Annotated in this window: 23 protein-coding genes; 5 read left to right on the forward strand and 18 right to left on the reverse strand. The window is 61.6% G+C overall.

All coding sequences use genetic code 11. The annotated features are described in order from the left end of the window. Nucleotides 1-197: 197 nt before the first annotated feature. On the forward strand, nucleotides 198-377 hold the full coding sequence (locus tag HMPREF1316_RS08840) for a zinc ribbon domain-containing protein (RefSeq protein ID WP_021726741.1): 180 nt from the start codon (nucleotides 198-200) through the stop codon (nucleotides 375-377). Between the two features lie 18 nt (nucleotides 378-395). On the opposite strand, the gene HMPREF1316_RS08845 is transcribed toward HMPREF1316_RS08840, so the two are convergent. Together HMPREF1316_RS08845 and nifJ are read right to left on the reverse strand one after the other, a co-directional pair. Next, the gene (locus tag HMPREF1316_RS08845; protein WP_021726719.1) at nucleotides 396-1,805 is read right to left on the reverse strand and encodes an ATP-binding protein; all 1,410 of its coding nucleotides are present in this window, start codon (nucleotides 1,803-1,805) and stop codon (nucleotides 396-398) included. 222 nt (nucleotides 1,806-2,027) lie between these two features. Beyond that, on the reverse strand, nucleotides 2,028-5,585 hold the full coding sequence (gene nifJ / locus HMPREF1316_RS08850) for a pyruvate:ferredoxin (flavodoxin) oxidoreductase (RefSeq protein ID WP_021726748.1): 3,558 nt from the start codon (nucleotides 5,583-5,585) through the stop codon (nucleotides 2,028-2,030). 476 nt (nucleotides 5,586-6,061) lie between these two features. Between nifJ and HMPREF1316_RS08855 the strand changes: the two genes are divergently transcribed. Further along, nucleotides 6,062-6,685, forward strand: a complete 624-nt coding sequence (locus HMPREF1316_RS08855; RefSeq protein ID WP_021726678.1) for a histidine phosphatase family protein — start codon at nucleotides 6,062-6,064, stop codon at nucleotides 6,683-6,685. 113 nt (nucleotides 6,686-6,798) lie between these two features. Here HMPREF1316_RS08855 and HMPREF1316_RS08860 read toward each other — a convergent pair whose 3' ends face one another. From HMPREF1316_RS08860 to HMPREF1316_RS08905, 10 genes are all read right to left on the reverse strand, one after another. Beyond that, nucleotides 6,799-8,511, reverse strand: coding sequence for a dihydroxyacetone kinase family protein (locus tag HMPREF1316_RS08860; RefSeq protein WP_021726705.1), 1,713 nt, complete (start codon nucleotides 8,509-8,511; stop codon nucleotides 6,799-6,801). An 82-nt stretch (nucleotides 8,512-8,593) separates the two neighbouring features. Further along, a complete protein-coding gene (locus tag HMPREF1316_RS08865) occupies nucleotides 8,594-9,244 on the reverse strand; it encodes a dihydroxyacetone kinase family protein (RefSeq protein ID WP_040651998.1) in 651 nt (216 codons plus the stop codon). Between the two features lie 55 nt (nucleotides 9,245-9,299). Then, a complete protein-coding gene (locus tag HMPREF1316_RS08870) occupies nucleotides 9,300-10,292 on the reverse strand; it encodes a dihydroxyacetone kinase subunit DhaK (RefSeq protein ID WP_021726720.1) in 993 nt (330 codons plus the stop codon). Nucleotides 10,293-10,305: 13 nt separating this feature from the next. Continuing rightward, complete coding sequence (locus HMPREF1316_RS08875) at nucleotides 10,306-10,896, reverse strand: hypothetical protein (protein WP_040652000.1); 591 nt, start codon at nucleotides 10,894-10,896, stop codon at nucleotides 10,306-10,308. Between the two features lie 102 nt (nucleotides 10,897-10,998). Then, a complete protein-coding gene (locus HMPREF1316_RS08880) occupies nucleotides 10,999-11,667 on the reverse strand; it encodes a class II aldolase/adducin family protein (RefSeq protein ID WP_021726740.1) in 669 nt (222 codons plus the stop codon). Between the two features lie 120 nt (nucleotides 11,668-11,787). Further along, nucleotides 11,788-13,176, reverse strand: coding sequence for a PTS galactitol transporter subunit IIC (locus HMPREF1316_RS08885; protein ID WP_021726679.1), 1,389 nt, complete (start codon nucleotides 13,174-13,176; stop codon nucleotides 11,788-11,790). Nucleotides 13,177-13,260: 84 nt separating this feature from the next. Then, complete coding sequence (locus tag HMPREF1316_RS08890) at nucleotides 13,261-13,551, reverse strand: PTS sugar transporter subunit IIB (RefSeq protein ID WP_021726642.1); 291 nt, start codon at nucleotides 13,549-13,551, stop codon at nucleotides 13,261-13,263. A gap of 66 nt (nucleotides 13,552-13,617) precedes the next feature. Further along, nucleotides 13,618-14,070, reverse strand: coding sequence for a PTS sugar transporter subunit IIA (locus HMPREF1316_RS08895; RefSeq protein WP_232204502.1), 453 nt, complete (start codon nucleotides 14,068-14,070; stop codon nucleotides 13,618-13,620). Nucleotides 14,071-14,506: 436 nt separating this feature from the next. Then, nucleotides 14,507-16,612 (reverse strand): BglG family transcription antiterminator, encoded by a 2,106-nt coding sequence (locus tag HMPREF1316_RS08900; protein ID WP_021726663.1) that lies wholly within the window; start codon nucleotides 16,610-16,612, stop codon nucleotides 14,507-14,509. A gap of 231 nt (nucleotides 16,613-16,843) precedes the next feature. Beyond that, on the reverse strand, nucleotides 16,844-17,713 hold the full coding sequence (locus HMPREF1316_RS08905) for an HAD family hydrolase (RefSeq protein ID WP_021726647.1): 870 nt from the start codon (nucleotides 17,711-17,713) through the stop codon (nucleotides 16,844-16,846). Nucleotides 17,714-18,086: 373 nt separating this feature from the next. Here HMPREF1316_RS08905 and HMPREF1316_RS08910 point away from each other — a divergent pair, with 373 nt between their 5' ends. The 3 genes from HMPREF1316_RS08910 (at nucleotide 18,087) to HMPREF1316_RS08920 (ending at nucleotide 20,982) form a co-directional block, all read left to right on the forward strand. Continuing rightward, nucleotides 18,087-19,070 carry an ABC transporter substrate-binding protein gene (locus tag HMPREF1316_RS08910; RefSeq protein WP_021726747.1) on the forward strand — a complete coding sequence of 328 codons (984 nt, stop codon included), beginning with the start codon at nucleotides 18,087-18,089 and terminating at the stop codon, nucleotides 19,068-19,070. Between the two features lie 149 nt (nucleotides 19,071-19,219). Further along, nucleotides 19,220-20,188, forward strand: coding sequence for an ABC transporter permease (locus tag HMPREF1316_RS08915; protein WP_415752646.1), 969 nt, complete (start codon nucleotides 19,220-19,222; stop codon nucleotides 20,186-20,188). Next, nucleotides 20,188-20,982 (forward strand): ABC transporter ATP-binding protein, encoded by a 795-nt coding sequence (locus HMPREF1316_RS08920; RefSeq protein WP_040652004.1) that lies wholly within the window; start codon nucleotides 20,188-20,190, stop codon nucleotides 20,980-20,982. Before HMPREF1316_RS08915 ends, HMPREF1316_RS08920 begins: the two co-directional genes overlap by 1 nt. 509 nt (nucleotides 20,983-21,491) lie before the next feature. Here HMPREF1316_RS08920 and HMPREF1316_RS08930 read toward each other — a convergent pair. The 6 genes from HMPREF1316_RS08930 to HMPREF1316_RS08960 form a co-directional block, all read right to left on the reverse strand. Beyond that, nucleotides 21,492-21,890 (reverse strand): hypothetical protein, encoded by a 399-nt coding sequence (locus tag HMPREF1316_RS08930; protein ID WP_021726714.1) that lies wholly within the window; start codon nucleotides 21,888-21,890, stop codon nucleotides 21,492-21,494. Nucleotides 21,891-21,898: 8 nt separating this feature from the next. Continuing rightward, nucleotides 21,899-22,171, reverse strand: coding sequence for a hypothetical protein (locus tag HMPREF1316_RS08935; RefSeq protein ID WP_021726657.1), 273 nt, complete (start codon nucleotides 22,169-22,171; stop codon nucleotides 21,899-21,901). 68 nt (nucleotides 22,172-22,239) lie between these two features. Beyond that, nucleotides 22,240-23,151 (reverse strand): hypothetical protein, encoded by a 912-nt coding sequence (locus HMPREF1316_RS08940; RefSeq protein ID WP_021726713.1) that lies wholly within the window; start codon nucleotides 23,149-23,151, stop codon nucleotides 22,240-22,242. Nucleotide 23,152: 1 nt separating this feature from the next. Beyond that, a complete protein-coding gene (locus tag HMPREF1316_RS14115) occupies nucleotides 23,153-24,055 on the reverse strand; it encodes a hypothetical protein (RefSeq protein WP_156901043.1) in 903 nt (300 codons plus the stop codon). Between the two features lie 863 nt (nucleotides 24,056-24,918). Further along, entirely contained in the window at nucleotides 24,919-25,692 is a 774-nt protein-coding gene (locus HMPREF1316_RS08950; protein WP_021726764.1) for a hypothetical protein, read from the reverse strand. A 353-nt stretch (nucleotides 25,693-26,045) separates the two neighbouring features. Further along, on the reverse strand, nucleotides 26,046-26,258 hold the full coding sequence (locus tag HMPREF1316_RS08960) for a CsbD family protein (RefSeq protein WP_040652014.1): 213 nt from the start codon (nucleotides 26,256-26,258) through the stop codon (nucleotides 26,046-26,048). Nucleotides 26,259-26,444: the final 186 nt, after the last annotated feature.

Consider the following 26,444-nt stretch of genomic DNA (forward strand, 5'->3'; position numbering starts at 1 on the left):
CACATTTGGCTCGTAAAGGGACCCCGGTCTCCGCAGGGTACCGCATCGAGCGGACACGTGCAGGGGATCTCGCAGGCCTGTGCCGGCGCCCACCGCCGTCCTTCCCTCGCCGACGCGCACCACCAACATCGCAGGGCACAGCAGAAACTTGCCAACGAGCTGTTATCCTTCTACATAGGCGGCGGAAGGGGACGAGCATGGCGATCACGGAGGTAAGCGGCTCTGACCTGGACGATTACCTCGACATGCCGGACTGCCCGCAGTGCGGCAGCGACGACGTGGTATGCACGCAGTCGTATCCCGACGGCCTTGGTGGCACCGTCAAGGTCTACCTCTGCAACAGGTGCGGGCACATATGGACGGAGACCGTGAGCTAGCCGCGCGCTTGGGAGCCGCTATCCGTCGTACATGTCCTCAGCGCATACCAGGCGTATGTCATCAGACGTTCGCCGCTGGACAACGTCCTCGCCAACGCGGGCTTTCGTGAAGAGATAGAGCCACTGCCTGCGGTACCTCCCCATCAAGCTGCTCCTGGCCTGCAGCACGGACACTGCTTCGCTCACATTGACCGAGTTGCGCCACGTGCACTCGCCAAGCAGGACATCATGCTCAATCTCATCGGACGCGACCACGTCGATATCAGCCTGCTCATGTGCCACGGGGTCGGTCCCCCACCACGAGCCGACATTGGTCACCGTGAGGGGCAAGGCACCCTTTCGCGCCTGTCTCACCACCCATTCGCGACAGATCCGCTCGAAGACATGCCCCTCGTATTCGAGGCGTCGACTGCCCGAGAGCAGGCGCTCCGCCACCTGAGAGCCAAGGCCGTTCTCCACCGTCGTGACATAGGGCGCCACAAATCGGTACCAGAACGAGAACGCTGGGTCTGCTATGCGATAGATGCTGCGACGGCTCTTGGATGGTTCCCCGTGTGGCACGACCCGCTCCACTATCCCCAGGTCAATCAGCGTCTTGAGGTAGGCGGTTATGCTCGAGGGCGACACCGAGGCACGGTCTGCGATCTGGTTGGAGCGCGTGGCGCCATTCGCGAGGGCCCGCATGACCGAACTGTACACCGCAGGTTCACGCAGCTCCTGCCTCAACAGCATGGACGGTTCCTCGAACATCAAGCCGGTACGATCAAAGAACAGCGCAGTCATGTTCTGCACATAGCCCTTGGTGGGGTCCAACGCCGCCAGATAGTAGGGTGTGCCGCCAAGACCTGCGTAATAGCTCATCCGCTCCTGTGGAGGGCAGGCAGGCATCATACGCGCGGCATCGAGATAGTCAAAGGGCAAGAGCTTGAGCTGAGCGCTGCGCCGGCCATAGAGGGGGCTCTTTTCGCCCAGGACCTTGCTTTCCATAAAACCCTGATCGCTGCCGCACAGGACCATGAGGCAGTTGGTCCCCTTGAAGTCATGATCTATCGCCACCTGGAGGGCAGAAGGCAGGCTCGCGTCCGACGCCGCAGCATAGGAAAACTCGTCAAAGACGAGCAGCAGGTGATCACCTCTGGCCGCCTGTGCGACAAAGCGCAACGCATCACGCCAGCTGGCAAACGAGGGCATGGAGTCGGGCAGACCAACGTGGGCCGCCACTGCCGCCGTGAAGTCCCGAAGGTTGTCCACGTCGGACTGTATCTGGGCAGTGAAGAAGAGCGTCGGCTTATCGCCAGAGAAGCGCTCAAGCAAGGCGGTCTTCCCCACGCGTCGACGCCCATAGACCACCGCTAGCTGAAAGCCGCCCCGTGCCTTGTCGTACAGCTCCTGCAATATCCGCAGCTCTTCATCACGTCCGACGAACATCACGCACCTGCTAACATACTTACTGTAATAATACTTATCGCAACAAGTATGCTAGCACGAATACTTCTTTCTACGGTTCATCAGAGGTGCCATTCGTTCGGGCGGGCAGTCCTCCCTGTATCGTAAGCGTGCGGCACGGGCTAAGGCCCGTAAGGAAGGCCGGGCCGGGAATGGCTTCCCGGCCCGGCCTCTAGTGATGGGCCATCATATCAGCTGGATACCTTACGCGTCGGCGTACATGGCCTTCAGCTTGAGGAGGTGCTGGTAGCGATCCATGGCCGCCTGCTCGCTCTCCTTGAAGAGCTTGGTCGCGCGTTCGGGGAAGCTCTGGGTGAGGCTGGCGTAGCGGGCCTCGTTCATGAGGAAGTCGCGGTAGCCGCCCTTCGGCTCCTTGGAGTCCAGCGTGAACTTCTTGCCCTCCGCGGCCTCGGGGTTGAAGCGGAAGAGGTTCCAGTAGCCGCACTCGACGGCCTTCTTCATCTCCTCCTGGCAGTGGATCATGCCACCCTTCTTGATGGAGTGCATCTCGCAGGGGCTGTAGCCGATGATGAGGGACGGGCCGTCGTAGGCCTCGGCCTCGGCGATGGCCTTGAGCGTCTGGGGCATGTTGGCACCCATCGCAACCTGGGCGACGTAGACGTAACCATAGGACATCGCGATCTCGGCGAGGGACTTCTTCTTGGTCGTCTTGCCGGACGCCGCGAACTGGGCCACCTGACCGAGATTGGACGCCTTGGAGGCCTGGCCGCCGGTGTTGGAGTAGACCTCGGTGTCGAACACGAAGACGTTGACGTCGTTGTTGGATGCCAGGACGTGGTCGAGACCGCCAAAGCCGATGTCGTAGGCCCAGCCGTCGCCACCGAAAATCCAGAAGGACTTCTTGGAGAGGTAGGACCTGTCGGCCAGGATGGACTTGGCGGCATCGGAGCCGTCCTCCTGGAGCGCCTGGACGTAGGCGGCGGAGACGTTCTGGGAGACGCCGCTCTGGTTGCGGCCATCCAGCCAGGCCTGGGCGGCCTCCTTGAGGGAGTCGCTCACGTTGCCGGAATCGATGAGCTGCTGGGTAGCGGTGGCAAGCCTGTTCTGCTCGGCCTCATAGCCCAGGAACAGACCCAGGCCGTGCTCGGCGTTGTCCTCGAAGAGGGAGTTGTTCCACGCGGGACCGTGGCCCTCGGCGTTCACGGTGTAGGGCGCGGTGGCCGCGGGGTTGCCCCAGATGGAGGAGCAGCCGGTGGCGTTGGAGATGTACATGCGGTCACCGAAGAGCTGGGTCACGAGACGCGCGTAGCTGGTCTCGGCGCAGCCGGCGCAGGAGCCGGAGAACTCGAGCAGCGGCTTGTGGAACTGGCTGCCCTTGACGTTCTTGTCGCTGATGAGGTCCTTCTTCTCGGAGACCTCGTTGACTGCGTAGTCCCAGACCTCAGCCTGCGCGGCCTCTTCCTCCTGCGGAACCATGGTGAGCGCACCGCCGTCGGCCTGCGTGCTCTTGGGACACGCGGTGAGGCAGTTGTAGCAACCCATGCAGTCCAGCGGGGAGACGGCGATGGTGAAGGTGTAGCCCGTGCCCTTGGGGACCTTGAGCTCCGTGGTCTTCATGGCAGCGGGCGCCGCGGCGGCCTCCTCGGGGGTCATCGCAACCGGGCGGATCGTGGCGTGCGGGCACACGTAGGCGCAGCTGTTGCACTGGATGCAGAGGTCCGGGTTCCAACGGGGCACCATGACCGCCGTGCCGCGCTTCTCGTACGCGGAGGCACCCAGCTCCCACTGGCCGTCCGGGTTGTCCTTGAAGACGGAGACGGGCAGGCTGTCGCCCTCCATGAGGTTGATGGGACCAAGCAGCTCCCTCACCTGCCTGACGATGGCGTCGCGACCCTTGAGGTCGGGCACCTTGGGCTTGTCCTCGGCCGTTGCCCAGTCGGCAGGTACCTCGAACTTGTGGAACGCGGTGGCGCCGGCATCGATGGCCTTCCAGTTGGACTCGACGATGGCCTGGCCCTTCTTGGCGTAGGACCTCTCGGCGGCATCCTTCATGTACTGGATGGCCTTCTCGGCAGGCAGGACCTTGGCCAGCGCGAAGAACGCGGACTGCAGCACCGTGTTGGTACGCTTGCCCATGCCCACCTTGGCGGCGAGATCGATGGCGTCTATGAGGTAGACGTTGATGCCGTTCTTGGCGATGTAGCGCTTGGCGACCGCCGGCAGGTGGTTGGCGAACTCCTCATCGGACCACTGGCAGTTGACCAGGAAGGTGCCGCCCGGCTTGAGGTTGCGGGCCATGCCGAAGCCCTTGATGATGTAGCTGGGATTGTGGCAGGCCACGAAGTCGGCCTTGGCCACATAGTAGGGCGAGCGGATGGGAGAGTCACCGAAGCGCAGGTGCGAGATCGTGACGCCACCCGTCTTCTTGGAGTCATACTGGAAGTAGGCCTGGACGTACTTGTCCGTGTGGTCGCCGATGATCTTGATCGAGTTCTTGTTGGCGCCCACCGTGCCGTCGCCACCAAGACCCCAGAACTTGCACTCGATGGTGCCGGGGGCGGAGGTGTTGGGGGCATCGGGATCCATGGGCAGCGACAGGTTGGTGAGGTCGTCCACGATGCCAATGGTGAACTCGCGCTTGGGGGCATCCTTCTTGAGCTCCTCGAACACGGAGAAGGCTGCCGCGGGCGGCTCGTCCTTGGAGCCGAGGCCGTAGCGGCCGCCGGTGACGGTGAGGTCGGACGCGCCGGACTCGAACAGAGAGCTCACGACGTCCTGGTAGAGGGGCTCACCGATGGAGCCGGGCTCCTTGGTGCGGTCGAGCACGGCGACCTTCTTGACCGTCTTGGGCAGCGCCGCCATGAAGTCCTCCACGGACCAGGGGCGGTACAGGCGCACCTTGACGAGGCCGACCCTCTCGCCGTGGGCGTTGAGGTAGTCGACAACCTCCTCGAGCGTGTCACAGAAGGAGCCCATGCAGACGACGACGCGATCGGCGTCATCGGCACCGTAGTAGTCGAACAAGTGATAGTCGGTGCCCAGCTTGGCATTGACCTTGTCCATGTAGGACTGCACGATGGCGGGCAGTGCCGTGTAGCGGGCGTTGCAGGCCTCGCGGTGCTGGAAGAAGATGTCGCCGTTCTCATGGGAGCCGCGGGCGCTGGGATGCTCGGGATTGAGTGCGTGGTCGCGGAACCTCTGGAGGGCCTCGGTGTCCACCATGTCGGCGAGATCATCGAAGTCCCAGGTGGCAACCTTCTGGATCTCGTGCGAGGTGCGGAAGCCGTCGAAGAAGTTGAGGAACGGCGTGCTGCCGGCGAGGGCCGCCAGGTGCGCCACGGGCGAGAGGTCCATGACCTCCTGCACGTTGCCCTCGGCGAGCATGGCGAAGCCGGTCTGACGGCAGGCCATGACGTCGGAGTGGTCGCCGAAGATGTTGAGCGACTGCGTGGCCACGGTGCGCGCGGACACGTGGAAGACGCCGGGCAGGCCCTCGGCGGCGATCTTGTACATGTTGGGGATCATGAGGAGCAGGCCCTGTGACGCCGTGTAGGTGGTGGTGAGGGCACCGGCACCGAGGGAGCCGTGCACGGTGCCGGAGGCGCCGCCCTCGGACTCCATCTCGACGATCTTGACGGGGTTGCCAAAGACGTTCTTGACACCCTGCGCGGCCCACTGGTCGACGTGGTCTGCCATGGGACTTGACGGGGTGATGGGATAGATGCCCGCCACCTCGGTGAACGCATACGAGACCCAGCCTGCGGCCTCGTTGCCATCCATGGACTTGAACTTTCTCGCCATATCCTCTCCTTAGAAAAGCGATACGGTCCGTAGGCGTCTGTCTACGGCTGATACCTATAGACAAGCGTGGGCCGCGCCGGCTCCCTTGTGTCCCCGCAGGGCGCGTCCCCGCCACCTCAATAGTACCGCAACGGGACGTCATCGCAGGGCTGGTCGCCGTGCGGTGGCCATAGCCTGTGGGGCGGAGCCACCGAGAATCCCTAGAGACGTAGGCGTAGGCGCCCCATCAATCCAGCTGCATCAGGTTGCAACCGCGGTGCATGTCCCGCATCCCGTAGTCGGCAAGGGCGACAGTTCGCTTCGCCCCCTTGAGGTACTACAGGATGTCCTCCAGCTGGAGGCGCAGCTCCTCGACTGAGTCGACAATCCGCTGCGCCACGAGTGCTGGCCTCATACTTGACCTTGTGCTCCAGACACGCGATCGCAAGTGCGATGATGAGTAGAATCGGGACGGGCAACGTCGCCACGGAGGACTTATGGGATGCAAGGTCATACTCATTCGCCATGGGCTCACCTACTGGAACGCCAGGAAGATGATGCAGGGTCAGGTCAACATTCCTCTCAACGACGTGGGAGTCCGACAGGCAAGGGGCCTTGCAAGGCAGATCTCTCCATTTCCGTTTGACGTCTGCTACGCCAGTCCCCTGGGACGTTCGCTCAAGACGGCACAGCTCGCCCTCGAAGACCGCAACATACCCATAATCAAGGACGAGCGCCTGATCGAGCATGGCTACGGTCTCCTCGAAAGCACCAGCTATCGCCGGACACCCTGGTTTCGGCTCACCTCACAGGCATATAACTACGAGTGCCACCCCGAACGCTACCGCGCGCCCATTGGTGGGGAGACCTTCGAGGACGTCTACGCCCGCGCACGCAGCTTCATAGACGAGGTGCTCCTGCCGGAGGCGGAACGACACGACGGCATCCTGGTGGCGGGACACGGCGGGATCAACTGCGCCATCATGGGATGCCTGTTTGACATACCTCTCAAGGACTTCTGGAGCGTCAAGCAGGCCAACTGCGGCTACACCGTCATCGATGTCGACAACGGAACCCCCGCCATCGAGTACTCGACTCCCGTGGAGGTTAATGCGAGGTAGGTCGAGGTGGGCCGGATGGCCCAACCCAATGCCCCGTCGGTCTGCCGTCGGCTGGACCCGGCGTGCACACGATTTCGAGACGCATGCACGCGATCCTCGTCACGCGCGCATTGTCAGGCAGAACGGCCTGGACCCAAGGCGGCCCTTATGCAGAGGGCCATGGAGACGGCGCCTGCGTCGGGCGTGCCCAGGCTCCGCTCGGCTGCGGGACGGGCGCGGCCGACCCTCGGGACCAGGTCCGCGGTCTCCTCAGCCGACTTCTGCGCAACCTCGGCGGCCACAGACCAGGCGTCCCTGAGGGACCTGCCCTCGACGGCCTGCGCCTCAAGCTCCTCGCCAAACGGAATCAACACATCGAGCATGGTCTTGTCGCCACGATGGGCACCACCTAGGGAGAGCATCCTCTCGTAGGCAGCCTTGACGGCCTTTGCGGCCAGACTTGCGTCGTAGGACTCGGCCTGGTCACCCACGACCTCACCGGCAGCCTCGAGAGCAGAACCCCACAGGACGCCAGAGGTACCACCGGCCTTGGCTGCCCAGGCCCTGCCAGCCTCCTTGAGCACGGAACCTGCGGCAGCGCCCCTTTCGCGCGCGGCCTTGGCGGCGTCGGCGGCGAAGGTGGAGCCCTTCACCATGCCACGGCCGTGGTCGCCGTCACCGGCGACGCCATCGATCCTGGCAAGGTCGTCCTCGGCATCGACAATGGCGGCCTGCATGCGCGCGAACGCGTCGACGATGCAGTCCGCTGCGGCGTTCGAGGCCTCGGAGCCCTCCTCGAAGGTCTCGGCAGCCTCGACAGACTCGGCATAGACCTTGCGCTCGCCAGCAGCCATGGAGCTTGCGCCCTTGCGGAACGAGGCGGTGTCACAGGGGGCGCTCCAAAAGGTCTCGAGCTCATCGTCCAGAAACTCGACGGCAAGGGCGATACCCTCCATGTCGAGGGACGTCACGTACTCGCCCACCAGCGGCTCGACCAGCGTGTAGCCCCTGTCCTCGAGGAGCCCGCGCACGGTACCCCAGACCACGAAGAGCTCCTCGTACTTGGTGGAGCCCAGGCCATCCAGGATGACGGCGATGCGCTTCGAGTCGTCGGCAGGCGCCTCGGCCAGGACGCGGTCGACCAGGATCCGGGCAACCTCGGCGGCAGGCCTCAGGTCATCCTCGCCTACGCCGGGCTCCCCGTGGATGCCCTGGCCGATCTCCATCTTGCCCTCGGGAACGTGGAACAGCGGTGCCGCCTCGCCAGGCAGCGTGCAGCCACGGAAGCCCATGGACATGGTGCGCGTGCGCTCGTTGGCCTTCTCGGTGATGCGGACGAGGTCGTCGAACGAGACGCCGGCTGCCGCAGCGGCACCGGCGGCCTTGAAGACCATGAAGGTGCCCACGTTGCCGCGACGCTTCTCCTTCTCTTCGGCCTTGGCGGCCGCGACGTCATCGGTGATGTAGAAGGAGCGGCAATCGACGCCCTCCCCAACAAGGCGGTCGCGGGCCATGTTGAAGTTCATCTTGTCGCCCGCATAGTTACCGCCAACGATGAAGATGCCCCTGCCGTTGTCGACGGAGCGAGCGACCCCCAGGACGTCCTCGGTGGAGGGGGAGGTGAACACGTTGCCCACCACGGTCCCGTCCATGAAGCCATCGCCCACGATGCCGCAGAACGCGGGATAGTGGCCGGAACCACCGCCGTTGATGACGGCGATCTTGCCTTCGGGCATCTTGGTCGCACGGGCGACACCACCGGGAACCTCGACGACATAGTCAGGATACGCAGCGACATAACCCCTGAGCATGTCCTCGCGGAAGGTCTTGGGATCGTTGTAGAGCATGCGAGTCTCCTTTCGACTGGCTGAGAAGCGGTAGAACGGCACAGAGAGACGCTATCCCACCTACGCCGCTAGGGTTGGTACGCTACTGTTGGTCGGCGAAGTAGTTCTTCAGGCCCTCAAGCATGTACTTGCCTGCAAGGGCACCCTGGTCGACGATACCCTTGGCCTTGGCTGAATGGACGGCCGCCTTGCCGAACTTCGGGAGCATATCCTTAGTGGCTTCACAGCCCTCCTCGGCACCTTCGACGGCGGCGGTCAAAACGTCCAGGAAACTGGCCGAGGCATCGGACTCAACCAAGGCAGCTGCCCGCTTCGCCCCCGCATCGACGGAATCTAGGATGGTGCGGTCGCCAAGCTCGCATTTGCCACGCTTCCTGATGCCGATGGCAAACTGGGTCACGTACGTGACCATGTCAGCAGGGACAAGCTCGGTCTTGCCCCTGAACGCCTTGCCGGCCTCCATGATGCCCGAAGCCATCAGAGTTCCCATGGTAGAGGGTACGGTGTTCTGCATCCTCATGGCACCCTTGAGCATCATCTTGCCGATGTCACCCTCTCCCGTAAGGTCACGCAGGAAGGCAGGAAGAGCACCATAGCCCTTGCTCATCGTGAGACCGAGGTCACCGTCACCCATGACGGCATCCATCGCGCAAAGCTCGTCTCTCTTCTCGGCAAAGAGGGTGCCGACATAGTCAAACATCTGCGGAACGTTTTCAATCGTAAGCTTATTCATCACTCAAACCCTCCCGAGCTTGATACCCACCAACCCCTTTGCGAGCGTGCAAAGACTACTTCTGGCACAGGAAGGGGGTGTCGATGGGGTAGTCAAAGTAACTCTTGAGCTCATCGTCGACCTTGCAGATGGAGATGGAGGCACCCATCATCTCCATGGAGGTGGCGTACTCTCCGGTCCAGGAGCGATAGACACCGATGCCCTTGGCCTCGAGCTGCTTGCGAACCGAGTTGTTGAGGATGTAGAGCTCCTCGACAGAGGTGGCTCCAAGGCCATTGACGAGCAGCGCGACCTCATCACCGTCAGCGAGAGGCATGTCGGTCAGAATCTCGTCCACAGACTCCTCGGCAAGCTCATCTGCGGTCTTGATGGGGCCGTTCCAGACACCGGGCTCACCATGGAGGCCCATACCGAATGCCATCTCGTCCTCGGCGAGCTCGAAGTTGGCATGACCGACCTCGGGGACGACGCAGGGGGTGAGCGCAAAGCCAACGGTGCGGACGTTATCGCCAGCCTTCTTGGCTGCAGCAAGGACCTCGCCCAGGGTGCCCATCTGGTCGGCCCTGGCGCCAGCCGCCTTGTACATGAAGAAGATCCCAGCGACACCACGGCGAGCCTCGGGATTCTTGTTCGAGAGGACGTCATCAGCGCCCACTATGGACCTGGCCTCGATATCGTCCATCTCGAGCATCTCGGCAGCCATATCGAAGTTCATGATGTCACCAGTGTAATTGCCGTACAGGAAGAGGACGCCGGCACCAGCCTCGACCTCAGTGGCGATGTTGTAAATCTGCTCGGCCGAGGGAGACTGGAACACACCGCCCACACCACAGCCGTCAAGCAGCCCCTCGCCAACATAGCCAAGGAAGAGGGGCAGATGGCCCGTGCCTCCGCCCGTAATGATGGCGACCTTGCCCTCCTTCTTCTTGGCGGTACAGTAGCAGCGCAGGTCATTGGCCGCATACGTTACCTGATCCGGATGTGCGGCGTAGATGCCAGAGAGCATCTCGTCCACGTAGCTCTCGGAACTGTTGATGATTTTCTTCATGCTTGCAGTCCTCTCAACCAAGGGAGTAAACGATGTAGTTGGTGACCACGGTCAGAAAGAGGTAGACGGTCTCCATGTACTGGAAGGGCAGGTGCTCCTCTCCCTTGTACTTGGCCGTCCAGATATATCCGAGATAGAAAGCCGTCGCGATATCAATGCCGACCATGTCAAAGTTCGGGCTCGGGAAGAGCCAGCGCATGACAACGAACACCGCAAAGAACGACATTCCTATGTAGAGGGACCACTTCTGATCTCCCTTGATCATCTGGTTGTAATAGAGCAGCGCGTCCTTGTCGGTCCTGCCGTAGCGCCGTTTGGCCTCAAGCGCTGCGCGGACCACATACATGGAGAGTGCCCCCACAAAATACAGGACGGCAACAAGAGCTGTCGTGAGCAGAGTCCCTCCCACGAAGAGAACGCGGGCCGCCAGAACCCAGACGGCGCAGACGGCCGCGAGCTCAACGAGTGATGCAACACGTGATCCCACGGACACCGGCTCCGGATGCCTGCGCTCAGAAACCTTAGGGAGCGAAAAGCCCTTGCGGTTGGTCTGATTCGGGGCGTTGCCCTCTGCCGACTTCTTCCTTGGATTCTTCTTACTCATCTCACAGCTTCATCCCTCTTGGCCACCCATGCGTATCCGTCATCCAATCATGCCGTCAGATGGCCCACCCCCCAAGGAAGTGAGCCATCCTCACGAGGAGGATCACGCATTGGGGAACTTGATCTCCTTCGGGTACTCCCACTTCTGAAGCTCCTCGACGGGGAAGGACTTGGGCTCCTGGCCGCCATTTGCAGTAAGGGCGTGGTAGTAGAGCTCGGCAAGCTCCTCGATGTAGCAGACCTTGAGATAGGCCTCGTCGATGTTGCCCTCGTCAACGGCGACGGATCCATGTCCCTGGAGAAGGAGGACGTCAGCTTCCTTGACAGAGTCGACAACGGAGTCCGCAAGGGCGGGGGTGCCGGGACGGCCATAGGGAGCGACCGGGATGCGAGCCTTGGAGCAGTTCAGGTTTGCGATCTCATAGACGACCGCAGGGATGGGCTTCTCGAGGACGGCGAAGGTTGTCGCAAACTGGGAGTGGGCGTGGGCGATTGCCCTTACGTCCGGACGGATCTGGTAGATCTTGAGGTGCATCAGAGATTCCGAAGTCGGACGAAGTCCCGTCTGGTTCTCAACGACGTTGGCATCAAGATCCATGACGACCATATCGGGAACGACAAGGTCCTCGCGGTCAACGCTCGTCGGCGTGATGACCACGAGACCGGTCTCCTCATCACGGGCGGAGAAGTTCCCGGACTTATGCTTGCACATGCCCTCCCTCTGTGCCTGCTTTGCGACGTTCATGACCCTGAGCTTGAGATTCTCCAGCATTTGATACCTCCATCTAAAGGTGCTTCCCCTAAAAAAGGGACCGACAGGCGCACCCTGACACCTGCCGGCCTGGAACAGCTGCGCAGAGCGTTGTCCACGCCGGCCCGAACTGCCTTTCGCTTACTCGGCCTGTGCCTCGGCAGCGGCCTTCCTGGCCTTCCGCTCCTTGGTGAGGTCGTGATACATCAGAGCATAGCCGCCAATCCAGACAATCAGCATGCCCAGTGGCAGGACGTTTCCGTCCTGGACGGCAAGGAACTGGGAGAACGCGTAGGTAAACCAGGGGCCGTCAATCGAGGAGTTGGAGATGAGGCCGGAGGCACCCAGGGCGTCAGCGGCAACGGCACCCGTAGAGGTCGCGAGTTCGGAGATGAACGGGGCGAAAGCGGTGCCCACGAGCAGGAAGATGGGTACGCCGATGGTGGACAAGATGATCATGCGGGGCAAGTTGCCCTTAGTGACCAAGTAGGCAGGGACGGCCAGGGCGATGTTGACGATGCCGGCGAAGGGAAGAATCTGGTTCTGTGGGAGGATGAACGCAAAGAGGACGGTCACGGGGATGCCGTAGATGACCGCAAGCCAGATCTCGTTGGAGCCACCAAGGAACGGCCAGTCAAGACCAACGACCAGCTGACGACCCTCGAACTTGCCGTGCATGTAGTCTGAGACCGCCTCGGAGATCGGGGACAGCGACTCCATGAAGTACTTGGAGATAACGGGGAACAGCGTCAGGCACATGGCGCATTTGACGCCGAGGGTGAGGAGGGCGCCGAGGTCGTACTGGCCGAGGACGCCGAAGAAGCAGCCCAGAATGAAGCCGAGGACATGATTCTCCGCGAAGATACCGACCTTCTCATGCAAGGCCTCGGCATCGGCCTTGTGGTTGAGAGCCGGAATCTTACGGAGCAGCTTGTCGATCGGATAGTAGATTGCAGACAGGAAGACCATCTTGTGGGTGCAGGTGACACCAGGGATGCCGGTAAGCTCACAGATCTCGTCCGAGAAGAGGTCGGCTGTCTTAAGCTCGAAGGCAATCTGGATGGCGGCGATCACGAAGGCAAGAACGATGTTGCCGGTAAGTCCAACGACACCCACGGCCGTGAAGATCTTCCCCCAGACGTTCCAGAGGTCAGCGTTGAAGGTGTCGGTCTTGTTTGCGACGAGCATGATGATGTTGATGACGATCATCAGGGGGAACATCAGAATCGCATATGGCCAGGACCAGGCGATTGCCGCCATGGTTGTCCACCCACCGTCGAGGATTGGCAGGTTGATACCGATGTTCTTCAGCATTGCCTCGCCGACGGGCGAGATGATCTCACCCATATAGCTGATGAGCATCGACATGCCCGTGAAGGCCACACCGAGCAAAATGCCGGAAGAGATTGCGTCCTTTGGCTTCATCCGGACGACGAGACCCATGACAATCATGATGATGGGCACAAAGACGGCTGCTCCCACCGAGCTTAGGAAGCCGTTAATCCATGCACTTGCGGCTGCGAAGTCCACGCTTCTCACTCTCCTTCAACCATGTTTCTTCTCGCTTGCCTATCTGTCGCGTCCACGGTCGCAAAAATCGACTCGAGAGAACACCTAGCCCCGGTAGCTCTTGATCGCATCGAGCAGCTTCTCGTACTGCTGCTTCTGGCCGACGCCAGTCAGAAACGCAATGCCATCGATGACAGGCAGGTCGTAGGTCTTCTTGTCCCTCACGATGGTGATGTAGGCAGCGGCATCCTTGAGATGGCGGTCGACGGACTTGAGGTCAACGGCCTCGACCTTTGCGTCGACCTTGTCGGCAGCAAGAAGACGATTGACCTTGGATGCAACCGTCTGAGAGGTGGCGACACCACTACCGCACGCAACGATCACCTTGACTGACATGTTCTCCTCCTTTTTGTGTTGCGGGCCCCTTTTGGCACGCACGGCTAAGCCAAGTGGTCAGACGCACTATTCGTGCGCCCATTCCATGCTGTTGAACGCTTCGAAGAACTCGTCCTCGGTCTTCGCAGAGAAGAGCGGATTGGCCCACTCGGACTTCTGGAAGTTGTGCATGAGAATCTGGAGCAGCTCGATATGCTCGCCAGGGTCCTTGAACCCGAGCATGCAGACGAGCTTCACATCAAACTTGTTGTCTGGATCGGACATATCACCCCACTTAACCGTATTCTTCAGGCGCACGGGGGCTATGAAGGGTTTGAGGATGGCGTCTGCCATGGTATGGGGAATGGCTATGGGATACGGCTCGACCGGAAGCGCGGTCGGATACTGCGCCTCACGCTCCTTGATGGTGGGAAGGTACCTCTCATTGACATAACCCTTTTCCAGAAACCTGGCCCCCATGATGTCGAACACCTGCTCACAGCTCTTCGCGTCGAGATCGAGAGCGGTCAGGTCGCGCATGATGATTTCTTTTCCTAGCATGAAATGCTTCACACCCATTCCGCATCTACATGGTCATATGGACTGCTACGTGCTCAAGGACAGCCTATCGTCCGCGAAACCGCCACACTAGCCAAAGGTCTTTCACGAGGAGGCGAAGCATATATACTGGTTGATTCTTTTTCATGTTCTTGTGAAGCCAGGTGGTCTAATGCTCCTCAGAGCCCCCACACCTGCGATCCGCGCGTCAGGACGGCAGACCCGCTCGATTCAACATCTTGGCAAGCTTCCAAAATGCGGGGCTACCTCTGTATGACGAGATACTCATAGCGTTCTATCAGGCTCGCGGCCTCAAGGGGATCGGCGGCCTTGCGCATGTCATCCAAAAACGAGTTCCTCGGCATCACAATCATGTCAAGGAGATCGGCAAACGCCTTCAGATGGGTCTTAACACATGCTACTGAATCACCTGATACTCGCAGCGCTCGATGACGGCCGCCATCTCCTCGGGCGTCTGGGCACGACGGAGCTGTGCGACGAAGTCGACCTCAGGCCTGAAGAGCATGTCCAGCAGGTCGGCAAAGGCCCTGAGATGCATCTTCGCATCCACAGCGCTCAGGGTGCACACGAACTCGATGGGATCGTTCCCCTCGCTGCCAAAGGCCACGGGTGTCTCGAGCTGCACGAGGCTCATGCCCATCTTGGTGGCGCCATCCTCAGGCGAGCTGTGCGGGATGGCAAAGCCGGGGGCCAGGGCCATGTAGGGACCATGCTCCTCGGCCCCCCGTATCATCGCATCCACATAGCGCGGCTCTATGTAGCCCATTTCGAGCAGGGGCTGGGCTGAGGCGCGTATGGCGGAGCGCCAGTTCTCGCATGCCACGCCCTTGCGTATGTGACTCGCCGGCAGCAGCTGGTGCAGGTAGGGTGCGATGATCTGATCCTCAAGCTGCTGCGCCTCCCGGAAGAAGCGTCGAACCTCAAGGCGCACCTCCTGCATCAGACAGTCATCGTCGGGCACGCGCCACCGCACGATGGGCTCCAGCCTATCCAGCAGCTCCTGGGCAGAGAAGTGCTCTGAGTCGGTGTCGAGCAGCCGAACCGTGGACTCGATGGAGCTGAGCTTGGCATGGATCACCTGGCACTCGCGATCGGTGAGAGGCAGCCGTATGACGATGTGTTCCACGGGGCAGTTGTCCAGGGGTACCGTCGAGATCACCAGATCCGCCTGGTACGTCTCTATATAGGGCACGTCATGGGCCGGCATCACCTTGACGATCCTGATGTCGAAGTGCCCCCGGAGATCCTCGGCGAGCAGCTGAGAGGTTCCTATGCCCCCGTCACACACCACCACGACACGAGGTCGCACTCCCCGATTCTTGCGTCGCTCCAAGGCGGCGCAGATGTGGAGCGCCACATACAGGATCTCGACATCCGTGATTGTGCGTCCCGCATACTCCTCGAGCGGACCAAGGTTGTGCCTCACCGCATCGATGACCTCGGGATAGTCGTTGATGACCTCCTCAAGGTCCGGACTCTGCGGGAAGCGGGACGGCTCGGTCGAGAACATCGACTCGAGATGGTTGGAGAGATACTCGAAGAGGTCGTAGTCGTGGTTGAGGTCGATGCCTATCTCGTGGGACATCCGTCGGATGAACGCGCGTGAGACCTTCTGAATCTGCATCGCATCGATGTTGATGTGCAGCTCGTTGTGGTACCTGAGCGTCCGCTTGAGCGCTGCGAGCGCCTCGACCTCACCCCTTCCCAGGCTGACGTTGCAGTACTGGGCGACAAGCTCTATGACGCTGCGCTCGAAGCCGTGGCCTGTCGCGCATGTCTTTGCCGTCTCGCCCGCGCATCCCTGGCGCCCCTCGAGAGCGGCGCCCTTGCGTACCCTGTCCACGGCAATGCACAGATGGCTTGCAGTGATGCCAAAGCTCTGATCAGGCATGTTGATGCCATGAGCATGGCACTGCTCGTTGAGGATCTTTCGGATGACGATGGCGTCTTCCTTGACATGCTCGTTCTCGGGGAAGTGCATCCACTGGTCGACGACAGGGGCATGTCGGCAGATGAAGCCCGTCAGAAACGCCCGTCTGAGTTCCTCTGGCCCCTCGACCATCAACCCGTGGCTCGACTTCGAAACCACCCGCAGGCCCGCCTTCACCACAAGGGCCTTTATGCCGTCAAGGTCATTGAGGACGGTCGCACGGCTCACCGAGAAACGCTCGGCGATCTCCGCCAGGGTCACATAGTCCATCGAACCCACGAGGATTGCGGTGCCGAGCTCCTTGCGCTCCTCGCTTGACATCTTGTAGGCAAAGGTGTCCCGCACGGGAAGCCGACCCATAGCCTGCGAGAAGTCCTCGGGCCGCCGAATGACACCACCGCGCAGGAACTCGAGCTGGCCCAGCCCCTCCTTCCCGAGGAAGTGGTTCAGCGACTTGATGTCGTTGCGTATCGTCCGCTCAGATACGCCAAACTGCTTGGCCAGGCTCGCGAGACTCCATTCGTCACCAGGGCGAGAAAGCCTCTGCACTATCAGAAACGTTCGCTCATTCACGACACGTCAGCCCTCCCCGAGACACGCGCGATGGCATCGCGACGAGAACAGGGGTCACAGACGCGCGGTGATGCAGAGCATGGGCGCCCTGCCGATTGGTCGCCCTCGACCACTCGGGCGGTCAACCACCCTGTGGGTACCGCGCGCGGGCGCAAAGCGCTACACGCCCTGCGCTGCCCCTCCCTACCTACGGTAACCCATGGAATCAGCATCCGTTAAGCCAAAAGGGCTTCACTCATGTGTGAAGTCCTTTGACATGAAGGAGGGCCGACGCCCCTCGGCATTCGCCGCAAGGATGTCCTCGAACGCCTGTGCCACGGCATCGTCCCGCGAGAGGCCTATGTGCCAGGCGGCAGCCTGCTGCACGCTCTCGTCGGCATTGGCGACGGCAACGGAGTTGGGCAGGGCCCGAATCATCGAGAGGTCGTTCTCCGAGTCGCCGAAGGCGCAGGCTTCCGTGGGATCTATACCCAGCTCGTGCGCGATGAGCAGGACCGCGTCGGCCTTGCCCCAGCCCAAAGCACTGACGTCGATGACCCTTGCCACCAGACTTGGCATGACAAAGCCCAGCTCTGGGACGCGCAACCGCAGGAGGTCGCGCACCTTCGTCATCTCCTGGCGGCTGCAGGAGCACTGGAGGTTTGCCTTCACGTAGCTGCCTGTGGGAACGCGGGGAAGGATGCACTGCGTGTGCCCATCCCAGGTATCCGGTGGGTTTGCGAGGATGCGGTCGGGATGGGGACTCACCAGGCTCACATGGGCGGGGTCGGTAAGGCCATAGAGCGCGAGCCAGACGTCGAGGCACTCGCCATCGAGAACGTCCACCACCTGCTGCAGGAGCCCAGACTCGATGGCAACCCACTTCACGGTGCGCCCATCGACGCGCACGACCTGGCCGTTGGCGAAGGCCCCCGTCGCGTAGCATGTCTCATCGTCCCCGAACATCCAGCTCATCGCCGCCGGGACCCGTCCCGTCACCGGTGCAAAGTGCACACCCGCCACCTGCAGGGCACGGATGTCCCTGAGGGCGCGCGCACTGGCACGCGGTGCCCCAAAGGGAATGAGCGTGTCATCGAGGTCGCTCAGCACAAGCTTGATCATGACATCATACCTTTCGACGACGAGTCCCTTCGATGGGCGAATGGGGCCATGCACATCCCAAGGGCATGGTAGCGGAACGGCCAGCACCCCACCATTCTGACGTACCTGTCCCTCTCGATATCATCCACCTGCGTGAAGCCTCCCAGGCCTAGCGCGGCAACGAGAAGGGTGACCTGGAATCGCCCGACCCCGCAGCCCTATTAGACCGAGACAACACCTCGCCCGTTACAAACAACACCTCGCCCGTTACAAAAGTGTAAGCAAGCGGCCCCACCGCTCCGCTCTTACGAGCCAACCCATAGTATGAGAAAGCATCCGCATCGCGCAGCGCTGTACCGCATTGCCGGACGGCATGCCGTTCTAAGGAGTTCTCATGAGCAAGAACATCACGCGCCGCGAGACCATGGGCCTCTTGGGACTGGCCACGTTCGGCCTTGCCGGCTGTTCGGGCGCCGGATCCACGAGCGGCACGGACAAGACCTACAAGATCGGCGTGCTCCAACTCACGGAGCACGACGCCCTCGACAACGCCAACAAGGGCTTCGTGAAGGCATTGGACGAGAGCGGCATCACGTACACCATCGACCAGCAGAACGCCCAGAACGACCAGTCCGCCTGCCAGACCATCGCCACCAAGCTCGTGAACGATGGCGATGACCTCATCCTGGCCATCGCCACGCCCGCCGCGCAGGCCGTAGCCGGTGCCACCACGGACATCCCCATCGTGGGCACCGCCATCACCGACTTTGCCGCCTCCGGCCTCGTGAGGAACAACGACAAGCCCGCCACCAACGTCACGGGCACCTCGGACCTCACGCCCGTCTCCGACCAGTTCGACCTGCTCGTGCAGCTCTTCCCCAACGCCCAGGACGTGGGCATCCTCTACTGCACCGCGGAGTCCAACTCCGACGTGCAGGCACAGCTCGCCGAGGAGGCGGCCTCCAGCCACAGCCTCAAGACCAGCCGCTACTCCGTCTCCAGCTCCAACGAGATCCAGCAGGTGGTGGAGTCCATGATCGGCAAGGTGGACGTCATCTACTGCCCCACCGACAACACCATCGCCGCGGGCATGCAGACCGTATCCATGATCGCCAACGACAACGGCCTGCCCACCATCGTGGGCGAGCAGGGCATGGTGGAGAACGGCGGCCTGGCCACCTACGGCATCGACTACGAGCAGCTGGGCAAGATGGCCGGCGAGATGGCCGTCAAGATCCTCAAGGGCGAGTCCAAGCCCCAGGACATGGCCATCGAGCACGAGGATGCCAGCGAGTGCGCCCTCGTCACCAACAAGGCGACGGCAGACAAGCTGGGCGTGGACCTCTCCGTGCTGGGGGACACGCAGACACAGGTCTAGCGAGCCGCCGCCGCAACGCGGAGTCCCTGGTGCCATAATCAGACAGGCCGACGGTCGCGTGCCCCTCGGCCTGTTCTCCTTTTTGAGGAACCACGACCAACACGCAACGGAGGGAACGCCATGTCACGGAGTATGCCATGTTGATGAGCCTGCTGACCGTCTTGCCGGGAGCCGTTTCCCAGGGAATCATCTGGGGCATCATGGTGCTGGGCGTCTTCATCACCTTCAGGATGCTCGACATCGCCGACCTCACCGTGGACGGCAGCTTTGCCCTGGGCGGCTCGGTGGCTGCCGTCGTCTCGGTCAATTTGGGGCTCGACCCGCTCGTGGCCATCCTGCTCGGCATGCTTGCGGGCGTCGCCGCCGGCTTGGTGACCGGCATCCTGCACTCCGTGCTCGACATCCCCGCCATCCTCGCGGGAATCCTCACGCAGATCGCCCTGTGGTCCATCAACCTGCGCGTCATGGGCAAGTCGAACACGCCGCTGCTCAACGTGGACACCGTGTTCACCCGCCTGGCGTCGCTGCTGGGCGTGTCGCAGGCGGTGGCCACGCTCATCATCGGCATCGTGTGCGCCACCGTGGTCATCCTGCTCATGTACTGGTTCTTTGGCACCGAGATCGGCTCGGCGCTGCGCGCCACCGGCAACAACGAGGACATGTGCCGGGCCCTCGGCATCGACGTGCGCGTGACCAAGCTCATCGCGCTCGCCTTCTCCAACGGCCTCGTGGGCCTCTCCGGCGCCCTCATCTGCCAGAGCCAGAAGTATGCGGACATCAACATGGGCACGGGCGCCATCGTCATCGGCCTGGCGGCCATCGTGATCGGCGAGGTGCTGGGGTACTTTGCCAAGGCCTTCGGCAGCAGGCTGGTGTCCGTGGTGGCAGGCTCGGTCGTGTACTTCCTCATCCGCGCGCTCGTGCTGCAGATGGGCCTGGACGTCAACGACATGAAGCTGCTCTCCGCCGTGATCGTCGCCTTCGCCCTCGCCATCCCCGTCATCGCGAAGCGACACAGGATACGGAGCGGGTACCGAAGGGACACGGCGAGTGCCATGAGGGAAGCGCCCGACGCGCCCGCCATGCCCGAGCAGGCCGATGAGGGAGGTGAGCGGTGATGCTGGAGCTCAGGCACGTCACCAAGACGTTCAACCGCGGCACCGCCAGCGAGAAGCCCGCCCTCACGGGCGTGGACCTCACGCTCGACGACGGGGACTTCGTCACCATCATCGGTGGCAACGGTGCGGGCAAGTCAACGCTGCTCAACATGATCGCAGGCGTCTACCCGCTCGACAGCGGCCAGGTGATCCTAGGTGGCGTCGACATCAGCATGCTGCCCGAGCACGCGCGCGCGAAGTATCTGGGCCGCGTGTTCCAGGACCCCATGCGCGGGACCGCCGCCGACATGGAGATCGTGGAGAACCTGGCGCTCGCCAAACGTCGCGGCGCACGTCGCGGGCTGGCCTGGGGCATCACCAGGGAGGAGCAGGCGGAGTATCGCACGGCCCTCGCCTCGCTCGACCTGGGGCTCGAGGAGCGCCCGACGGCCAAGGTGGGCCTGCTCTCCGGCGGCCAGCGCCAGGCCGTCACGCTGCTCATGGCAACGCTCCAGAAGCCACGCCTCCTGCTGCTCGACGAGCACACGGCGGCGCTCGACCCCAAGACCGCCCAGAAGGTCCTCGACCTCACGCAGCGGCTCGTCGACGAGCACCATCTGACCACGCTCATGGTGACGCACAACATGAACGACGCCCTCCGCCTGGGCAACCGCCTCGTCATGATGAACGAGGGCACCATCATCTACGACGTCGCGGGTGCGGAGAAGGAGCGTCTCACAGTGGCCGACCTGCTGCAGAAGTTCGAGGATGTGGCGGGCAGCGAGTTCGCCAACGACCGCGTGCTGCTGTCGTAGCCACGCCGGGGCGGCTGTTGTGAGCTTGTGGGTGCCAATCGCACGCATGTGGGTGCCAATCGTCGCGTGTGGGTGCTTTTCTCCCGTTCTGGCTCCTCGCGACCTGGGATTTTGTCGGCCTCTTTCGGGAGAAAGACACCCACGCGAATCGATTGGCACCCACACGGTTTAAGCCGCATCGAATCTGAAGTCGTGCATGTTGAGACAGGTTTCCGATCTGCATGGCGGCAGGACCGTCATCACATCCCGACCGGCACGGCTGAGCCAACCGTTGGCCAGGACCGTCCCTCCCGAGCCACTCCTCTCAGGGAGTATGCTAGGTGTGGCGAAGCGTGGACGAGGGCACGGGCGCCATCCCTTACCCGGTCCTGACCACTCCTTACAAAGCGATTACACGTGTCGGATGCGTCTGGTGAGGGCGCACCACACGGACATGGCAGACAGCGAGTCCGCCGACGACCGCGTGCCGCCGTCCTAGCCACGCCAGCGCGTCGTGGCTGCGGGGAGGGTCACCACATCCCCTCGCGGCGTCCCCTGGCGAACTCGTCATCCAGTCGGGCGAGCCGTACGCGACAGTCGTCGATGACCTCCTGCAGGCGATCCTCCGCCTCGCGGCGCCGTATGTCGCGACTGCGCCCCTCGTCCTCGGCAGCGCCCTGGAACCATCTCAGTTGGGCAGCCGCGGCATCGACCTTTGCCATGAGGGAGGCCGGGAGCAGCCCGGAGGCGACGCGCTCGCTCACGCCGAAGAGCTCTTGGCCCGTGAGGGACGCGGCCTCCTCCACGCGCTCGGCAAGTCTCTTGTCCTCGTCGCGCATGGCGTCGAGCTCGCGCTCCAGCGTGCTGCGCCGTGCCACACCCTGCCGGCCGATGGCCTCCCGCCTGTGCTCGTACTCCACTCTGTTCATCGGTGCCCCTAGAGCGTCCGCGCGCGTATGTCATCCACCACGTGGAGCGCGCCGTCTGCGGCGACAAGCGCCTTCGCGTCTGCCTCGACGAGCTCGGCGAGCTTGGCCGACGCCGCCTCGGCGACCTCAGCCAGACCGTCATGGTCGCTGCTGCCAGGAACCGGAGCGAGGGAGGAAAGGCGTGTCACGTTTGCCTGGGTTCTCCCCACCTCGGCCTGAAGCAGGTCGCCCGTCGCGGCCTCGGCGGCCGCCTCACTGGTGCGTATGGTCCCCTCTGCCATGAGGTCCCTCCGTTCCCGCTCGTGCGTCGCTAGTTGCCGGCAAGCTCCCTCTCGAACTCGTCGTTTTCCTATGTGGTCGTGGGATTATCGTGCAGGAATATCTTCACCGGATAGCCCAAAATGTCGGAAAACTTCTTCTCATAGGCAGGGATGACCTCGTTCTGGATGTAGAAGTGCCACTCGGTGTCGTCCCGTTCGTAGATCTCGTTCCTTTCCTCAACACTGAGCGACTCATCACTCAGTCTCCCATCCTGGAAGGTAAGCCACAGAACAAGACAGCGAGCCGGAGCCGGATCCGCCAAGTCATCCTTTACGTTGCCACTCCCGACATCATAGTACCAAGTCAAGGCAACCCCACTGCTACTCTGCCAAACGTGCTCGCCCTCGTAGCTCGTGAGCTCCTGGTAGGTACGCGCGGCGAGGACAGCGAGCGCCTGCCTGCCCTCATCCGTGTCGAGCGATTCGGTGCGCAGAGCCTCTATGTCCTCCTCCGATAGGCGCTCGATGCGCAGGTTGCTCCTCAGGTAGAGATAGGGGGAGGAGAGGTGCGAGCGGCTGCGGAACCACTCGCAGAGCGTGCGCGCCGGATCGCCGGACCTCACGTCGTAGCCCGGGATGCCCCTGACCTCGAACTCGGCATCGAGGCTCTGCATGTCGAGCGCCTGCTCCAAGTAGAGCGACAGGGCCCGGTCGTACTTCCCCTGGAGCTCGAGATAGCCCAGGTCCGGTCCGTCGTCCCTCGAGCAGATGCCTCTCTCCTTCGCGAGCTTGAAGTCGTAGTCGTAATCACCGACTCCTCTCCCAAGGAGCGCAAAGCCCTCGAACTCATTGGTCTGACCATCCGTAGACCCTATGCGCATCGTCGTTTCCATGGAATCCTCCCCGCCCTCCGTGATGAGGAGCCTCACAAAGATGGCCCCCAAGACCACAACGGCACAGAGCACCAACGCAAGCAGCACGCGCCCGTGTTCTCTCCTCATGTTACTCATAGTCCACCGTCTCATACGCAATGGTGTCATCTGGCCCATAGTCCTGCGGATCCACGTAATAGCGCTTCCCCCAAGAGGAGACGATGATCCTACCCTTGTCGTCAACACCGAGCACCGTGACGGCATGACTGCCCTCTGGATTAGGGTACTTCTCTCCCGTCTCGCAGTCGTACATGTACAAAGGCGAAATTCTCAGAACAACATGCCGATGGGTAATCTTCCCGACTAAGAGAGTGAGCGCTATTGCAACTACGCCGAAAGAACCTTTCACACTTTTTGATTGAGACATGTGGACAGTGATTCCATACGTCTTCAACCAGCGAGTAAAGCGATACTTTCGGTCACCGGGTGAGGTACCCCTCCCTTGAGTGCTGGAGGGGTCCTCATTCGGATCCATCTCGTCCCCACCATTCGGCCCAGGGTTGTGGTTGTCTTGGCTCGCATAATAGTCGAGCAGTAGCCAATCCTTAACACATTCATCCGGCACTTCGTCGGGAATGCCAAATTTGGTACGCAAGTCTGGGATCGAGTACTCCTGCATGAGCGTGTTGATATCGGCTACGTAGCCGCACCCCTCATCGCTAAGCTTCTCAAGATAGTCAGAAATCTGCTTGTCAGTCCAGTCCGGATGCTCCTTCCGTATGCGCTCCGATATCCATTTTCTTGCCCGTGCGCGCTTCTCGGGATCCTTATCCCACCACAGGTGATACAGCTCTGCCTGGTCACCGTCCTCGCCCTCTGGGAGGTCCTGCATAATCCCGTTCGAGTCTTTCTGCGCGTCATCCACCACCGAGGCTGCGCCCACATAGAACGTCGAGGACTTGGCCGCATACTCCTCCACGAGGCGTATCTTGCGCTCGTACTCGGCTGCCTCCGCCTCCTTGAGCTGGCGCATGCTGTCGCACACACGCCGCCATGGCTCGCCGAGCGGCCCTGCCCAGGAGAGGTCGTCCGAGCGCTCGCCCCACTCCTCAGCGCCCCCCCCCGAGCGTGCGAGAGCTCGTCGGCGAGGTGGTCGGTGTCCACGCTGCCGTCGGGCTCGGAGGGCTCGAGCAGCGCCGCGGCATCGAGGTTCCTCGCACAGCCCTCCGAAAGCGAGCGCAGAAGAGACGCCTGGGACCTGACTAACGGCGCGCGAGAGGCGATGCGCCCACGCAGGGCACTGTAGCCCTCGCCCTCCAGACCGAGGGAGGCTGGGTCGAAGGCCTCGAGGCGGGCGGCGAGACGCTCGGCCTCCTCGGCCTTGACCTCCCACACCCCCACGTTCCTCTCGAGGGCATCCTTGAGACCGACGATGTCAATCCTCATGCCGTGTCACTCCCTTGGATAGGCCTTGGACGTTGACCATGCATATATAGTCTATCACGGTGGCCGGCCTGCTGCAGGAGTCCAGGGACGTGATGGGCAGCGAGTCCGCCGACGACCGCGTGCCGCCGTCCCAGCCACGCCGGCGCGGCGCCTGGCCCGCAGGGTGGGTCAAGCTGCGGCCGCGCGACGTTGCGCCCCGCGGCTGCGTACTGTGGGTGCCAATCGCACGCATGTGGGTGCCAATCGTCGCGTGTGGGTGCTCTTCTCCCGTTCTGGTTCCTCGCGACCTGGGATTTTGTCGGCCTCTTTCGGGAGAAAGACACCCACACGAATCGATTGGCACCCACAGGGCCTGGACCTCAAAGGAAAGGAAAGGGACGCCGAGGCACCCCCATGAAGCCGTATGGTGGCCTCCGCCACGATGCCCTCCTTGTTCCCTCTCGCATGTCGCTATGCGCCGGCAAGCTCCCTCTCGAACTCATCGTTTCCCTCCTTGGTCATGGGGTTGTCGTGCAGGAAGATGTGCACGTCGTAGCCAAGTGCGTCGGAGAACCTCCCCTGGTAGAGAGGAATGACCTCATTCTGGATGTAGAAGCGCCGGTCCAGGTTTCTGCCGTAGATGTCGTTCCTCTCTTCCACGCTGCGCGACATGTTGAGGATGACGTGCTTCCCCTTGCATAGGTCATCCTTCATTGCATCCATCCCTCCAGGAATGTTTACTGGACGGGGAAGCGACACACTGGCATTGATGCCATACCCCTCAAGCCAACGGTGAAGGCGATACTGCTCGTCAAAGAAGTTCATGCCCCTCCCGTCCGTCTCTTTGGGATCCTCGTGCTCGTCGTACGTGTCCTCCCCCCACGACCACGGCCAACGGCTGGGGTTGTGGTTGTCCCGGCTCGCGTAGTAGTCGAGCAGAAGCCAGTCCTCCACCTGGCTATCGGGCACGTCGTCCGGAATGCCGAACCTCTTGCGTAGATCCGTAATCGAGTACTGCTGCATCAGGGCATTGATGTCGGCCGCATAGTTGCAGCCTTCATCATTGAGCTTCCAAAGAAAGTCTTCAATCCTATTATCAATCTGGTCACTGCCCCAGTCCCACTCGGGATGGTATTTCCTCACAAGGTTGCGAATCCAGTCCAGCGTTGCCTGGGCTTGCTTCCGCCTTTCCTCATCCTTGCCATACCTAAGCGTGTTTTGCGCATTGACCCACAGGTGATGCAAGGGCCGTGAGATCAGCTGGAAGGCCCTGGAGCACTACAGAAGACACACAAGCGAAAAGAGACCATCCTCCCAGGTCATCACAGGGAAAATGGCCTCTTAAAGTGCAAAGGTCAAAGTGCAAAGGTCAGAATATGTCCACGGCACGTTCCACGGGCTGCCGAAGTCCCATGCGGACTCCTTCAGCTGGAGGTACAGCTACAAAGATTCTGCAGATGCATACACAGAGCACCTGCATGGGATGTGCCTCATGCAGGTGCCACTCTCCGGAATCGCCGCGATCGCCACGGTACAGCTAAAGTTGCCTAAGCTACTTACAGTTCAGGAGACCTAACTATGCTGCAAATACTCAGCCATTAATTGCTATTCTCGCTCTTGGAGTCGAGTGCATCTTTTGCCTTTTCACCCAACTCACTTGCTGTGTCTTTTATATCCGATGCGATCTCTTTAGTTTTTCCGACTGCCTTATCCATGATTCCCTCTGCCTTCAGGGAATCATCACCTGTCGAATTTCCAACAGCCTCTTTTACCTTGCCTTTTACTTGATCTGTAAATCCTTTATCAGTCATCTTGTTCTCCTTAGGGGAATATATACTAACTTTATAGTTTTGCTTCTCCTTTCTCTAGGAAAACTCATTGTGTAATGGTACTGGAAGTAAATCGGACGATCAAGCTTTTCAAGTATATGGGACCTCGGACATTTTGCCGGACCAACCGCCTATGCCGCGTAGCCCAGTTCCTGTCTGTGCCGTCTG

Origin of the sequence: Olsenella profusa F0195, from assembly GCF_000468755.1 — a bacterium.
Taxonomy (GTDB): Bacteria; Actinomycetota; Coriobacteriia; order Coriobacteriales; family Atopobiaceae; genus Olsenella_F; species Olsenella_F profusa.